At 59.3% G+C, this 14,909-nt stretch carries 13 protein-coding genes; 5 read left to right on the forward strand and 8 right to left on the reverse strand.

What is annotated here, in order from left to right; genetic code table 11:
- Positions 1–142 precede the first annotated feature (142 nt).
- A complete protein-coding gene (mtnA, locus tag FQ185_RS12035; RefSeq protein ID WP_149417628.1) occupies positions 143–1,219 on the reverse strand; it encodes an S-methyl-5-thioribose-1-phosphate isomerase in 1,077 nt (358 codons plus the stop codon).
- Positions 1,220–1,327: 108 nt separating this feature from the next.
- Between mtnA and FQ185_RS12040 the strand changes: the two genes are divergently transcribed.
- From FQ185_RS12040 to FQ185_RS12055, 4 genes are all read left to right on the forward strand, one after another.
- A complete protein-coding gene (locus FQ185_RS12040) occupies positions 1,328–2,662 on the forward strand; it encodes a TRZ/ATZ family hydrolase (protein WP_149417629.1) in 1,335 nt (444 codons plus the stop codon).
- 56 nt (positions 2,663–2,718) lie between these two features.
- Positions 2,719–3,417 carry a bifunctional 2-polyprenyl-6-hydroxyphenol methylase/3-demethylubiquinol 3-O-methyltransferase UbiG gene (gene ubiG, locus FQ185_RS12045; RefSeq protein WP_033055822.1) on the forward strand — a complete coding sequence of 233 codons (699 nt, stop codon included), beginning with the start codon at positions 2,719–2,721 and terminating at the stop codon, positions 3,415–3,417.
- Between the two features lie 4 nt (positions 3,418–3,421).
- Positions 3,422–4,093 carry an N-acetylmuramic acid 6-phosphate phosphatase MupP gene (gene mupP, locus FQ185_RS12050; RefSeq protein ID WP_149417630.1) on the forward strand — a complete coding sequence of 224 codons (672 nt, stop codon included), beginning with the start codon at positions 3,422–3,424 and terminating at the stop codon, positions 4,091–4,093.
- A 105-nt stretch (positions 4,094–4,198) separates the two neighbouring features.
- Positions 4,199–4,939, forward strand: coding sequence for a YciK family oxidoreductase (locus FQ185_RS12055; protein ID WP_149417631.1), 741 nt, complete (start codon positions 4,199–4,201; stop codon positions 4,937–4,939).
- Positions 4,940–5,534: 595 nt separating this feature from the next.
- On the opposite strand, the gene FQ185_RS12060 is transcribed toward FQ185_RS12055, so the two are convergent.
- The 7 genes from FQ185_RS12060 to FQ185_RS12090 all read right to left on the reverse strand — a co-directional run bounded on the left by FQ185_RS12060 (position 5,535) and on the right by FQ185_RS12090 (position 13,288).
- Positions 5,535–6,296 (reverse strand): TenA family transcriptional regulator, encoded by a 762-nt coding sequence (locus FQ185_RS12060; RefSeq protein WP_371926613.1) that lies wholly within the window; start codon positions 6,294–6,296, stop codon positions 5,535–5,537.
- Between the two features lie 78 nt (positions 6,297–6,374).
- Positions 6,375–8,834 carry an EAL domain-containing protein gene (locus FQ185_RS12065; protein WP_149417633.1) on the reverse strand — a complete coding sequence of 820 codons (2,460 nt, stop codon included), beginning with the start codon at positions 8,832–8,834 and terminating at the stop codon, positions 6,375–6,377.
- A 124-nt stretch (positions 8,835–8,958) separates the two neighbouring features.
- Positions 8,959–10,776: an ABC transporter ATP-binding protein gene (locus FQ185_RS12070; RefSeq protein WP_149417634.1), complete on the reverse strand. Its 1,818-nt coding sequence runs from the start codon at positions 10,774–10,776 to the stop codon at positions 8,959–8,961.
- A complete protein-coding gene (locus tag FQ185_RS12075) occupies positions 10,769–11,371 on the reverse strand; it encodes a DsbA family protein (protein ID WP_178113530.1) in 603 nt (200 codons plus the stop codon). Before FQ185_RS12075 ends, FQ185_RS12070 begins: the two co-directional genes overlap by 8 nt.
- A gap of 39 nt (positions 11,372–11,410) precedes the next feature.
- Positions 11,411–12,352, reverse strand: coding sequence for a rhodanese-related sulfurtransferase (locus tag FQ185_RS12080; RefSeq protein ID WP_149417636.1), 942 nt, complete (start codon positions 12,350–12,352; stop codon positions 11,411–11,413).
- Positions 12,353–12,454: 102 nt separating this feature from the next.
- Positions 12,455–12,754, reverse strand: a complete 300-nt coding sequence (locus FQ185_RS12085) for a BolA family transcriptional regulator (RefSeq protein ID WP_149417637.1) — start codon at positions 12,752–12,754, stop codon at positions 12,455–12,457.
- 12 nt (positions 12,755–12,766) lie between these two features.
- Entirely contained in the window at positions 12,767–13,288 is a 522-nt protein-coding gene (locus FQ185_RS12090) for a DUF2059 domain-containing protein (RefSeq protein WP_064676461.1), read from the reverse strand.
- 191 nt (positions 13,289–13,479) lie between these two features.
- Between FQ185_RS12090 and FQ185_RS12095 the strand changes: the two genes are divergently transcribed.
- Entirely contained in the window at positions 13,480–14,874 is a 1,395-nt protein-coding gene (locus FQ185_RS12095) for a class II fumarate hydratase (protein WP_149417638.1), read from the forward strand.
- The last annotated feature ends 35 nt before the right edge of the window (positions 14,875–14,909 follow it).

A 14,909-nucleotide genomic window follows, 5' to 3' on the forward strand; every position in this document is an offset into this window, starting at 1 on the left:
GAATTCAGTCTGATTCTGACTGCTTCATTGACTTTCAGGGCCTATTTGCGGGCAAGCCCGCTCCCACAAGGTTCTGTTGCACTCACAAAACCTGTGGAAGCGGGCTTGCCCGCGATAGCAATTGATCAGACGCCAGCGATCATCAATGCAGCCGCTTACGACACATCAACTGCGCCATTTTCGTGGTATCCGGACGCTCGACGATGCCCTTTTCAGTGACGATCACATCGATCAAATCTGCCGGGGTCACGTCGAACACCGGGTTGAACGCATCGACATCCGCCCCCACACGCTTGCCGCCGACTTCCAGCAGTTCGCGACCGTCACGCTCTTCGAGGGGAATGTCGTCGCCACTGGCCAGGTTCATGTCGATGGTCGAACTCGGCGCGACCACCATGAAGCGCACGCCGTGGTGCATGGCGTTCACCGCCAGTTGATAGGTCCCGATCTTGTTGGCCACGTCGCCATTGGCGGTGATCCGGTCGGCGCCGACGATCACCCAGGTAATGCCCTTGGTTTTCATGATGTGGGCAGCGGCGGCATCGACATTGATGGTCACGGGAATGCCTTCGTTGGCCAACTCCCACGCGGTCAAGCGTGAACCTTGCAGCCAGGGGCGGGTTTCGTCGGCGTAGACGCGCTCGACCATGCCTTCGATGAACGCCCCGCGAATCACCCCCAGCGCCGTACCGAAGCCGCCGGTGGCCAGCGCGCCAGTGTTGCAGTGGGTCAGGATTGCCTGAGCATTGCCCTGATGCTTGCGGATCAGGTCCACGCCCAACTGCGCCATGGTCAGGTTGGCTTCGCGATCGCTTTCATGAATGGCGATGGCTTCGGCTTCCAGCACCGCCAGCGGATCGGCGTGATGTTTCAGGCGCTCCAGCCGGTCGCGCATGCGGCCCAGGGCCCAGAACAGGTTGACCGCGGTCGGACGTGAGTCGGCGAGCAGCGCGAAATCCTCTTCCAGCGCCGCTTGCCAGTTGTCACCCTCGGCAAACCGGGCGCGGGCCGCCAGCACGACGCCATAGGCGGCACTGATGCCAATGGCCGGCGCGCCGCGCACCACCATCGAACGAATGGCCTCGGCCACGCCAGCGGCGCTGGTGTAGGCGATCCACGTTTCCTCGAACGGCAAAATACGCTGATCCAACAGGTACAGAGCGCCATCGCGCCAATCGATGGCCTTCACCTTCTCCGCAGCCAACAGTCGATCGCGCATCCCTCACCCCGCACTCATGAACAAAAGCCGTCGATTATAGCGATCCCCCCGCGAAGACGCTCGGGTATACTTCGCCATCCTTTACAAAAGCTCTGGAACCGACTCTCGATGCCGAACACTGCCGTTGCGCTCGACTTGTTGTTGCTGCCGACCTGGCTGGTACCCGTCGAACCCGCTGGCGTTGTCCTCAAAGAGCATGGCCTGGGCATCCGCGACGGGCGCATTGTCTTTATCGGCCCACGGTCGGCTGCGCTGAAGCTTGACGCAACCGAAATCCGCGAACTGCCGGACATGTTGCTCTGTCCTGGCTTGATCAACGCCCACGGGCATGCGGCGATGACACTGTTCCGCGGCCTGGCAGATGACCTCCCCCTGATGACCTGGCTGGAAAACCACATCTGGCCGGCCGAAGCCAAGTGGGTCGACGAGGCGTTCGTGCGTGATGGCACTGATTTGGCGATTGCCGAACAGATCAAAGGTGGTATCACCTGCTTCTCTGACATGTATTTCTTCCCGAAGGTTGCCAGCGAACGCGCCCACAACAGTGGCATTCGCGCGCAAATCGCCATTCCGATCCTCGATTTCCCGATCCCGGGCGCCAGTACGGCGGACGATGCCATTCGTCAGGGCGTCGAACTGTTCAACGATCTCAAGCACCACGAGCGCATCAAAGTCACCTTCGGCCCCCATGCACCCTACACCGTGGGCGACGAAAACCTGGAGAAAATCCGGGTGATTGCCGAAGAACTGGACGCCTCGATTCACATGCACGTGCATGAAACCGCTTATGAAGTGCAGCAGTCCATCGAGCAGCGCGGCGAACGCCCGCTAGCCCGTCTCGGGCGCCTGGGCCTTTTGGGGCCGCGCTTCCAGGCCGTTCATATGACTCAGATCAGCGATGAAGACCTGGTGTTGCTGGTAGAAAGCAACACCAATGTGATTCATTGCCCGGAATCGAACCTGAAGCTGGCCGGCGGCTTCTGCCCCGTGGAGCGTTTGTGGCAGGCTGGCGTCAATGTGGCCATCGGCACCGATGGCGCGGCCAGCAATAATGACCTGGACCTGCTCGGCGAAACCCGTACCGCCGCGTTGCTGGCCAAGGCTGTCGCCGGCTCGGCCACTGCGCTGGGCGCCCATAGCGCCTTGCGCATGGCCACGCTCAACGGTGCCCGCGCGCTGGGGATCGAAGCTGAAGTCGGTTCGCTGGAAGTCGGCAAAGCGGCAGACATCGTGGCTTTCGATCTGTCGGGTCTGGCACAGCAACCGATCTACGACCCGGTTTCGCAACTTATATACGCCACCGGTCGGGACTGCGTGAAACACCTGTGGGTCGCCGGCAAGCAACTGCTCGACGACAAGCGCCTGACGCGCCTGGATGAAGAACAACTCTGCGCCACGGCCAAGGCCTGGGGCCGACGCATCAGCGGCCATACCGAATCGTAAGCCCCCCGGCCGAACACCGGGGCAACAGGATTTTTCAAGTTTTAGAGGACTTAACCATGAGCAACGTCGACTACGCCGAAATCGCCAAATTCGAGGCCCTGGCCCATCGCTGGTGGGACCGCGAAAGCGAGTTCAAACCGCTGCACGACATCAACCCGCTTCGGGTCAACTGGATTGACGAACGGGTCAACCTGGCCGGCAAGAAGGTCCTGGACGTTGGCTGCGGCGGCGGCATCCTCAGCGAAGCCATGGCCCAACGCGGCGCGACCGTAATGGGCATCGACATGGGCGAAGCGCCGCTGGCGGTCGCGCAACTGCATCAACTGGAGTCGGGCGTGAGTGTCGAGTACCGGCAGATCACCGCCGAAGCCCTGGCAGAAGAAATGCCCGAGCAGTTCGACGTGGTCACCTGCCTGGAAATGCTCGAGCACGTACCGGATCCGTCCTCGGTGATCCGCGCCTGCTTTCGCATGGTCAAGCCGGGTGGCCAAGTGTTCTTCTCCACCATCAACCGCAATCCGAAGGCGTATCTGTTCGCCATCGTGGGCGCCGAATACATCATGAAGTTGCTGCCGCGCGGCACCCACGACTTCAAGAAATTCATCCGCCCGTCCGAGCTGGGTGCGTGGAGCCGCATGGCGGGCCTGACCGTCAAGGACATCATCGGGCTGACCTACAACCCGCTGACCAAGCACTACAAACTGGCGTCCGATGTTGACGTCAACTATATGATCCAGACCCTGCGCGAGGAGTAAGCCGATGCGTATCAGAGCAGTCCTTTTCGACATGGACGGCACCCTGCTCGACACCGCGCCGGACTTCATTGCCATCTGCCAGGCGATGCGTGCTGATCGCGGCTTGCCGCCAATAAACGATAAACACATTCGCGACGAGATCTCTGGCGGCGCCAAGGCGATGGTCGCGGTGACTTTCTCCATGGACCCGGAATCGCCAGGGTTCGAGGCGTTGCGCCTGGAGTTCCTGGAGCGTTACCTCAAAGGTTGCGCCGTTCACAGCAAGCTGTTTGACGGCATGAGTGAACTATTGGCTGATATCGAGAAAGCCAATCTGATCTGGGGTGTGGTCACCAACAAACCTCTGCGATTCGCCGAGCCGATCATGCAGCAGCTGGGACTGGCCGAACGTTCGGCACTGTTGATCTGCCCGGACCATGTGAAGAACAGCAAACCGGACCCGGAGCCGTTGATTCTCGCGTGCAAGATGCTCGACCTGGACCCGGCCAGCGTGCTGTTCGTGGGTGATGACCTGCGCGATATCGAGTCGGGCCGAGATGCCGGCACCAAGACGGCCGCCGTGACCTATGGCTACATTCATCCGGACGATAATCCGCGGCATTGGGGCGCGGATGTGGTGGTCGATCATCCGCTGGAGTTGCGTAAGGTTTTGGATAGCGCCCTCTGTAGCTGCTGAGTGCCGGTTTCAGGTTCTGGAAATGAGGCGTGAATGCTGACGCCTTCGCGGGCTTGCCCGCGAATGGCCGCGCCGCGAACTGTCTTCTGATGTGTGAGGTTTTTTATGTTTGATTATTCCGCACGCCCTGAATTGCTCAAGGACCGGGTCATCCTGGTTACCGGCGCAGGCCGGGGCATTGGTGCTGCAGCCGCTAAAACCTATGCGGCGCATGGCGCCACCGTGCTGTTGCTGGGCAAGACCGAAGCCAATCTGACTCAGGTCTACGACGAAATCGAAGCCGCCGGCCATCCACAACCGGCCGTGATCCCGTTCAATCTGGAAACCGCCCTGCCCCATCAATACGATGAACTGGCAGCGATGATCGAAACCGAATTCGGCCATCTCGACGGATTGCTGCACAACGCGTCGATCATTGGTCCGCGTACGCCGATCGAGCAGTTGTCTGGCGAAAACTTCATGCGCGTCATGCATGTCAACGTCAACGCCATGTTCATGCTCACCAGTACTTTGTTGCCGCTGCTCAAGCTGTCTCAGGACGCCTCGGTGGTGTTCACCTCCAGCAGCGTCGGCCGCAAGGGGCGTGCGTATTGGGGCGCTTACGGCGTCTCCAAGTTCGCCACCGAAGGTTTGATGCAAACCCTGGCCGACGAAGTCGATACCGTGGCACCGGTGCGTTCCAACAGCATCAACCCGGGTGGCACCCGCACCAGCATGCGCGCCCAGGCTTACCCGGGTGAAAACCCGCTGAACAACCCGACACCTGAGGAGATCATGCCGGTCTATCTCTACCTGATGGGTCCGGACAGCACCGGCATCAACGGCCAGGCGTTCAACGCTCAGTAACGTCCGTGCGTCGTGTTGTGCCGCGGCGATTTCCCGTCGCGGCACTCAAAGTGCGTAACTGCACCTGTTTCCAGTCAAACACCGAATGGCACGAGTTTCGCTCTACATTTGCTCGGACACGCAGTGTGAAAGCAAACGGGCAGCCCTTGAGTCAATAGGTTATTAAGCTTCGGTAAAGCGGATTAAACTCCAGCCAAATGTCCTACGGGGCTGACGGACCAGTATGACGCGCAGCCCAAAGCCGCTCTCACCCAGCCTGTAAGACAGCCTTACTGCTCAGGGGCGCACGAACAGGAGCAGGGCAACCTCGAGTCATTGCTGTCCGCGTTGCTCTATCCAATGCGCAACGCCCGACCCTGTTGCCCGGTGAGTCTTCTGAAAGTCTGTTGCGACGGGCTGATAGCGCGTTGTATGTGGCCAAGCGTGAGGAGCGAAACCGGCTGGCGATGGCGGGCTGAGCCGTTGGCAACAGCACAAAACAATGTGGGAGCGAGCCTGCTCGCGAAGACTTTCTAACATTCAGTCTCTCTGTTGAATGTCAGGCAGCCATCGCGAGCAAGCTCGCTCCCACAGGTTTGGATGTGTTGCCTGGAAATCAGCTTTCGGCCAACACCATTCGCTCACGGGCTACCGGCGTTCTTTCTGCGTGCTCCTGCTGCATGCAGCGCTCCAGAAACAGGAACATGTAGTCATAGCTCTTGCAGACCGCCTGACGCAACTCCGCTCGCAGGGACTTGCTCGGGTTCATGCCCGCCAGCGTGCAGATGATTTCCAGCGCTTCCCACGGATGGGCATCGTCATACTGGGCGTGCATCTTCAACCACTTCATCGCCCGCTTGCGATCTTCTTCCGCAAACGCTGCAGCGTAGACGCCACTGGAACAGACCAGCGCCGACCACTCACCAGTCGCGCCCTCAATGGCGTAGTTGGTGGCGGCAATGGCGACGATCAGCGAATCCGCCGAACTGGTGTGCCAGCACCAGTGGCTCAAGGCATGAAGTTCAGGGGCAACCTGTTGCGCTTGCAGATCTTCCAGGCTGACACCGTGAGCTCGACTCCAGTGCACCCAGTAATCGGCGTGGTTCAATTCGACGCGAATGTTGCGCATCAACCAGCGACGCGCCATGCCTTCGCCGGGATGGCGGGCAAAACGGGTCTTGGTCAGGTTCTGTGCCATATATAACGCGAACTGTTCGACCACCGGCCAGCCACCGATAAGGTACTGGCGCATGGTCTTTGCGCTGAGTTTGTTATCTCGCATACGCTGATACAGTTCGTGTTCGACAACCCGGCGTTTGCTCTCGCTGCAATCCTGGATCAGGCGCTGAGCCCAGGCGGGATAACTTGCAGCTTCCATGAGTGGTCCGGTTCGGTTGAATGTGTCGATCACTGTCGGGCTCCTTTTGATTGTGATTATAAGGATCAGCAAGAGATTTCAACGGAATGTGCCAGGCGCCTTGAATAACAAAGGCTGAGGCCTGGCAGGACGACTTTGCAGACTATCGCAGGTAAACAGATGCGGGCGTTCAATAAGATACCCTTGAGCGTAATCGACCCCGATCTCCAGCAATGCCTGCTCGATCTGGGGTGTTTCAACAAACTCGGCAATCGTACGCTTACCCATGACATGACCGATGTGATTGATCACTTCGACCATGGCGCGGTTAATCGGGTCGTCCAGCATATCCTTTACGAAACTCCCGTCGATCTTCAAGAAGTCTACAGGCAAATGTTTCAAGTAAGCGAATGAGGACATACCGGCGCAAAAGTCATCAAGCGAAAAATGGCAACCTAACCCTTTGAGCTCATTGATAAATCTGATTGCACTTCCGAGATTGGAAATTGCGCTGGTCTCAGTGATTTCAAAACAAATCATTTCCGGAGGTATGGAGTAAGTAACAAACTGTTCACGCAGGAAGCCCAGAAACGCCTCATCTCCGATAGTTGTGCCTGACAGATTAATCGCACACATGGCCAACGGACCTTTACGCTTTTCAGCCATGCACTGGGCAATGATCTTGAAAACATTCTGCACGACCCAGCGGTCGAGGGAAGTCATCAGACCATAACGCTCTGCAGCCGGAATAAAACTGTCGGGCAGAATCATCCGTCCGGCTTCGTCATGCAGGCGCAGCAGGATTTCGATATGTCCGCCGCCCTGTTCTATATGACCAAGGGCGGCGATTTCCTGGGAGTACAGGCAGAAGCGGTCTTCTTCCAGCGCCATGTGCAAGCGCTGCACCCACGCCATCTCGCCGAAACGCAAGGACAGTTCCGAATCATCGGCGTGATAAACCTGAACCCGGTTGCGGCCCTTTTCCTTGGCCATATAGCAGGCCATGTCGGCAGCGCGCAGTGAGGCTTCGAGAGTGGTCGGGTTTTGAGTGACATGAACCAGCCCGATGCTCACGGTGGTCACAAACGGGCGACCTTTCCAGACGAAGTGCAGGTTCTGCACGGTCTGGCGCAAGCCCTCGGCAATTTTCTCTGCCGCTTCCGGCGCACAGTTCTCCAGCAAGATGCCGAACTCGTCGCCACCCAGCCGGGCCAGGGTATCGCCTTCGCGCAAACCCGATTGCAACAATGCGCAGATATGCCGAAGCAACTCGTCACCCGCCGCGTGGCCGCAGGTGTCGTTGACCAGTTTGAACTGATCCAGATCGAGGAACATCAGGGCATGGCGACACGAGTGCCGTGTCAGGTTATGCAGCGCCTGCTCGAGGCGATACTCGAACTCGCGGCGGTTGGCGAGTCCGGTCAAGGCGTCATGGGTCGCCTGCCAGGACAGGTTGGCAATGTATTGCCGCTCCTGGGTCATGTCGTGCAGCACCAGCACGGTGCCGCTGACCTTGCCGGCGTTGCGGATTGGCGCACCCACCAGGGTGACCGACACCGTGCTGCCATCCAGACGCTGGATCAATTTTGAATGTTCGCTGCCACCGCTGAGCTGACCGCTCAAGATGCGCTCGATCAGCGTAAAGCCGTCGGCCTGAGCATTCTCGTCAAGCAGATTGAACAACGCTGCCAGGGGCAAACCCATCGCCTGCTCGGCCTTCCAGTGGGTCAACGCCTCCGCGGCCGGATTCATGTAGGCGATCGCGCCACCGACATCCGTCGTGATGACACCATCGCCAATCGATTGCAGGGTGATCTGCGCCCGGTCTTTCTCCAGCTGCAGCGCATCGGCGAACGCGTGACGCTGCTTGAGCAGCTTACGGGTGCGCATCAGGGCCAATGCAATCAGGCCCAGCGCGGTGGCCAGATTAGTCACCAGCAACAGGCGCAGAATGACCCGCGACCCCTCACCCAAGGCATCGCTGAAGGCTTTCGCTGCCGGCGTCACCTCATCATTGATCGCGAATATCTGCTCCTTCCAGCGCTGGATGTCGGTGTCGGAGGCCGGGCTGGCGGTGATGTGCTGGTGCATTTCCCGCGCAACGTCATCGAGCTTGACCAAATACGCGTCACCTACCGTCCAGAGGTCGATGGCTTTTTCGAGGTAACTGAAATGCCGGAAATTGAGGTACAGCCAGATCACGCTGGGAATGTCATCCGGATGGTTACCACCCTTGAGGATGGCCAGGCGTGCGGCCTCGATATTCGGCGGCTGATGATCCAGCGCCACACGTAATTCGTGTCCGCCCTGAGGTACGGCAATAGCGTTCTGATATTTTTGGAAAATTGTCTCGTCGCGGCTGTCGGTGTAGAGATTGAGGTAATAGATGGCGTCTTTCTGGCCCTTGGACCACAGGCTTTCACCGGCGACATAGCCGCGAACCGCCGATAGAACGTAAAGGCTGCCACCCCCCAACAGGGCTTGAAATAACACAACGGCGATGAATGGCCAGACGATGCCCAACAACCGTGGCGTTCCGAGAGTCCGCGTTTGATTCATGAGGTCCCTTGCATTAGCACTGCTTGATCGTCTTCCGGACGAAATCGCTACCGCTAGACTAGGTGGCGATCCAGCTCCCGGCAAGCGGCAAACCTCGCCCACAGACGTAAAGCGCCTCATGTTGCTACAACTGCTGCAAATGCCCATACAACTTGGCGTACAAACCACCATCGGCAATCAATTGCTGGTGATCACCATCCTCGGCGATTTGCCCGCCGTCGAACACCAGCACCCTGTCGGCCTGCTTCACGGCCGACAACCGGTGCGCAATGATCAGCGTGGTGCGGTTGCTCAGGAACCGCGCCAGCGCCTGGTGCAGGTTGTACTCGGTGGCCGCGTCGAGTGCCGAGGTGGCTTCGTCGAGGATCACCACTTTCGGTTCGGCCAGCACCATTCGTGCAATGGCCAGGCGTTGGCGCTGACCACCGGACAAACGCACGCCGGAGCGCCCGACAATACTGTCCAGGCCATTGGGCAACTCCCGAATCGTGGCCTGTAATTGCGCGATTTCCAGTGCTTGCCAGCAAGCCTCGTCGCTACGCTCGCGGCCCATGGTCAGGTTCGCGCGTACGGTGTCATTGAACAGCGCCGGATGTTGCAGGACCACGGCGACATTCTCGCGCACGGTTTCCAGGCCGATCTCCTGCTGGGTCGAACCGCCGAAGCGGATGGTCCCGGCAAGCGGTGTGTACAAGCCCAGCAGCAACTGCACCAGCGTGCTCTTGCCACCACCGCTGGCGCCGACAATCGCGACTTTTTCACCGGGGGCAATCGAGAGGTTCATCTGGCTCAACACCAGTTCGTCGCCATAACCAAAACTCAATCCCTGGACTTCGATCCCCACGGTCTCACGACCATTGAACGGGTCGACACCCCCTGGGTATTCGGGCTCATCGTCCCGGGCGAGCAATTCGTTGATGCGTGACAGTGCGCCGCCAGCAGCATAGTAGGCGTATTGCAGATTCAGCAGCTGCTCCACCGGACCGATCATGAACCACAGGTAGCTGAACACCGCCAGCATCTGGCCAATGGACAAGTCGGAAAACAGCACGGTGAGCATCGCCGCGGCGCGGAAAATATCGATGCCAAACTGGAACAGCAAGCCGCTGGCACGGTTCGACGCATCGGTTTTCCACTGGGAGTTCACCGCGTAATCGCGTACTTCCCGCGCGCGCTGACCGAGGCGCCCGAGGAAAAAACCCTGACGGTTGCCGGCGCGTACTTCCTGAATCGAGTCGAGGGTTTCGGTCAGTGCCTGGGTGAAGCGCGAGGTGCTGTCGTTCTCGAGTTTTTTCAAGTGTTTGACGCGCTTGCCCAGCAGCACCGTGGCGTAGATCACCAGCGGATTGAACAACATGATCAACAGCGCCAGCTTCCAGTGCATCCACATCAGAATGCTCGCGGTGCCGACCAGGGTCAGCATCGCCACGAGGAAACGGCTGAGGGTTTCGCCGACGAATTTGTCCACGGTGTCCAGGTCGGTGACCAGGTGCGTGGTCACCGTGCCGCTGCCCAGGCTTTCGTATTCGCCCAGGGAAATACGCTTGAGCCGTTCGATCAGCCGTGTGCGAATGCGATACACGATGTCTTTGGCCAGTGCTGCAAACAACTTTGCCTGCACCACGTTGAAGAACAAGGCGCCACAGCGCAGCAACAAGGTCACCAGCAGCATCAGACCAATGTAGCCCGCCGCTTTCTGCCAGCCTTCGGGCAATGCGTGGTTCATGATCTTCAGCGCGGAATCGCCGTGGCCCAGCAGTACTTCGTCCACCAGCAACGGTAACAGCAAGGGAATCGGCACGCTGCACAGGGTCGCCAACACGGCCACGCCGTTGGCGATCCACAGGGGTTTTTTGTGATGAAGGGCCAGACGACGGATTTCCGCCCAGCTCAGGCGGTCGACACGTTTGGACGCCGGTGCGTCGTCAGGCAGATCATGCACAGGCAGCGCGCTCCAGCCAGCGGCCGAGCAGCGGGGATAGCACGCTAAGCGGTTGATAGCCATTGGTCAGCAGCGCCAATTGACCATCACGCTCCGCCAGCAAGGTAGGGAAACCGGCGATGCCAAGGTCCTGCACCCAAGTAAAATCGGCAGCGGTAGCGGCGTGCTGATCGGCACGGTCGAATGCAGCGGCGAACTCGATGCGCGGCAGACCGGCCTGCTCCGCCAACTCCACCAGAACGCTGGCGTGGGTGACGTCGCGACCTTCGGCGTAAAACGCGTGCTGAATCAGCCCGAGCAGTTTCCACGCGCAATCCGGCGCCAGGCTGCGTGCCGTCACCAGCGCCCGACAGGCGGGCTCAGTGTCGTAGACAAAGCCGTCGGGCAACGCGCCGTCCCGCTTGAACGGCTGACCAGTGGCCTCGGTGACCGCCTGCCAATGCTCAAGGATGTAGCGCCGGGTGGTCGGCTCCAGAGCGGAACCGCTGCCGGTACGCAAACCGCCCACCACCAGATGCACGTCCACACCCGCTGCTTGCGCCTGCTTGACCAGCGCGTTAGCCACTGGCGCAAAGCCCCAGCACCAGGAACACATCGGATCCATCACATAGAGCAGGCGGCGCACAGACATGGTTCAAGCCTCGGAAGGAGTTTGCTTGTAGTTGTAGCCGATCGGGTGAGGCATGTTGCGAGCCTTGGCCAGTTCGATCTGCTTCTGCCGATCGATGGCGCTGCGACGGGTTTTCTCGCTCAGCGTATCCCAGCAATGCGGGCAACTGATGCCAGCCATGTAGTGCTCGGATGCGCGGTCTTCCACGCTGACAGGCGTACGACAGGCATGACATTGATCGTAGTCGCCTTCGCTGAGGTCATGGCGAACCGTCACGCGGTTATCAAACACAAAGCAGTCGCCCTGCCATTTGGTCTCTTCCTGCGGCACCGCTTCGAGGTACTTCAGAATGCCGCCCTTGAGGTGATAAACCTCATCGAAGCCCTGGCTGAGCATATAGCTCGAAGCCTTTTCGCAGCGGATACCGCCGGTGCAGAACATCGCGACTTTCTTGTGCACGGCCGGGTCGAAGTTGGCTTTGATGTAGTCGGGGAATTCGCGAAAGCTTGTAGTCTTCGGATCAATGGCGCCTTCGAAGGTGCCGATCGAGACTTCATAGTCGTTGCGGGTGTCGATCAACAGCACTTCCGGATCGCTGATCAGGGCGTTCCAGTTCTCTGGATCGACGTAGGTGCCGACCTTTTTGTTCGGGTCCACGCCTTCAACGCCGAGGGTGACGATTTCTTTCTTGAGTTTGACTTTGGTGCGATAGAACGGCTGGTCGTCGCAGTACGACTCTTTATGGTCGATGTCGTCCATGCGCGGGTCGTTTTTGAGCCAGGCCATCAGCCCGTCAATGCCTTCTCGGCTGCCGGACACGGTGCCGTTGATGCCTTCTTCGGCGATCAGCAACGTGCCTTTGATGCCGTTGTCGACCATCGCTTGCAGCAATGGTTCGCGTAGGGCGACGTAATCTTCCAGGGTGACGAACTTATACAGTGCCGCCACGACAATCTGTTGTGTCATGGGTGATTCTCCAGGTGGCTACCCTCGTAAGGGGTGAACCGGATGCTAAAAAAAACGCGCCGGGTGAGCGGCGCGTTGCGGATTCTAACAAAAAACCGATGCTTAATGCTTGCTGCCGCCAGCACAGGTTGGCGAGGACGGAGCCGCGTCCATCTGTGCCCATTCTTCTGGCGTGTAAGTGTGCAGCGCCAACGCATGGAACTCGCCCATCAACTCGCCGAGCGTGCCGTAGACTTTCTGGTGACGCTTGACGCGGTTGAGCCCTTCGAAGTGCTGGCTGACCACCACGGCTTTGAAATGGGTCTGCAACCCACGACTGTGCATGTGGCTTTCATCCAGCACTTGCAGGTGCTCTGGCTGCAGCAGGCCAAGCGTCGATTCGATGCGTTGTTGCATGGTCATACCGAACTCCGCTTAAGGCTTTTTCTTGGCAGGAGCGGCGCCTTTAGGCTCCAGCTCGGCCGTCATGTCAGCCAGCAGTTTGTTGACCACAGGCACCGCGCTTTCCAGCTTGGCTTGAGTCATCTGGGCCGATTGCTGAGTCAGCTGCGGCATTTTTTCCAGGACTTTCTTGCCCAGTGGCGACTTGTAGAACGCGACCAGGTCTTTCAGCTCGGATTCGCTGAAGTTGGTGGTGTACAGCTTAACCATGTCCGGCTTCAGCTTGTTCCAGCCAATGGCCTGGTCCAGAGCGGCGTTGGCTTTGGCCTGGTAGGTTTCCAGCAAGGCTTTTTTCGATTCAGGGGCTTTGGTTTGTTCAAAGCGCTGAGCGAACATTTGCTGCACTTGCATGTACACCGGAGTGCCCAATTTGTCAGCGTGCGCCAGGGTCAGGAAAGCTTCGGCACTGGCGTTGTGGCTGGCGGTATCGGCAAAAACAGGGCCGCTGGCGCAAACCAGTGCAACCGCGGTACAGATGGCACGAAGACGAGTCATCGAGTTTCCTTTTCTAGCAGGCGAGGTCAAACCCCAAGGACGACCATTCTGCGCCTAAAAAAGTGTGTCACTCAACCCCAAGCCTTGTCGGGTCTGATTTAGAGGGGTTGAATGGTCAAATTACAGACTGACGGAACCACGGCCGGTGATCACGGCCTAAACTCGCTATCAGACTTACAGGAGTGTGCATGATGAGCCGTATCGAAACCGACAGCCTTGGCCAGGTTGAAGTCCCGGATGAAGCCTACTGGGGCGCTCAGACGCAACGCTCGCTGATTAACTTTGCCATCGGCAACGAACGCATGCCGCTGGCGGTGCTGCATGCCCTGGCGCTGATCAAGAAAGCCGCGGCCCGGGTCAACGATCGCAATGGTGACCTGCCCGCCGACATCGCCCGGCTGATCGAGCAAGCCGCCGACGAAGTGCTCGATGGCAGCCACGACGACCAGTTCCCGCTGGTGGTCTGGCAGACCGGCAGCGGCACCCAGAGCAACATGAACGTCAACGAAGTGATCGCCGGGCGTGCCAACGAACTGGCCGGCAACCCGCGTGGCGGCAAGACGCCGGTGCATCCCAACGATCACGTCAATCGCTCCCAGAGCTCCAACGACTGTTTCCCCACCGCTATGCACATCGCTGCAGCCCAGGCAGTGCAGCAGCACTTGCTGCCGGCGATCAGCGAACTGTCGGGCGGGCTGGCCGAACTGTCTGCACGGCACATGAAACTGGTCAAGACCGGTCGTACGCACATGATGGACGCCACGCCGATCACCTTCGGGCAGGAACTCTCGGCGTTTATCGCGCAACTGGATTACGCCGAACGGGCGATCCGCAGCTCGCTGCCGGCGGTTTGTGAACTGGCCCAGGGCGGCACCGCGGTCGGCACCGGGTTGAATTCGCCGCACGGTTTTGGCGAAGCGATCGCTGCCGAACTCGCAGCCCTTTCCGGTCTGCCGTTCGTCACTGCGCCGAACAAATTCGCCGCCCTCGCCGGCCACGAGCCGCTGACGACGCTGTCGGGTGCGTTGAAAACCCTCGCCGTGACCCTGATGAAAATCGCCAACGATTTACGTCTGCTGGGTTCCGGGCCGCGCGCCGGTTTCGCCGAAGTCAAACTGCCGGCCAACGAGCCGGGCAGCTCGATCATGCCTGGCAAAGTCAACCCGACCCAGTGCGAAGCGCTGTCGATGCTCGCGTGCCAGGTCATGGGCAACGACGTTGCGATCGGTTTTGCGGCAAGTCAGGGTCACTTGCAACTGAACGTGTTCAAACCGGTGATCATCCACAACCTGCTGCAATCGATCCGTCTTCTGGGCGATGGCTGCAGCAACTTCCAGCAGCATTGCATCGCTGGTCTGGAGCCGGATGCGCAGAAAATGGCTGAACACCTGGAACGTGGGTTGATGCTGGTGACGGCGCTGAATCCGCACATCGGTTACGACAAATCGGCGGAGATTGCCAAGAAGGCTTATGGCGAAGGGCTGACCCTGCGTGAGGCGGCGTTGCAACTCGGGTATCTGACCGATGAAGAGTTTGATGCGTGGGTAAGGCCGGAGAATATGCTGGAGGCGGGTGCCAAGGGCTGAGATCTGCGCACCTGATCGTTCCCACGCTCTGCGTG

This window comes from Pseudomonas sp. ANT_H12B (assembly GCF_008369325.1).
Classification (GTDB): domain Bacteria; phylum Pseudomonadota; class Gammaproteobacteria; order Pseudomonadales; family Pseudomonadaceae; genus Aquipseudomonas.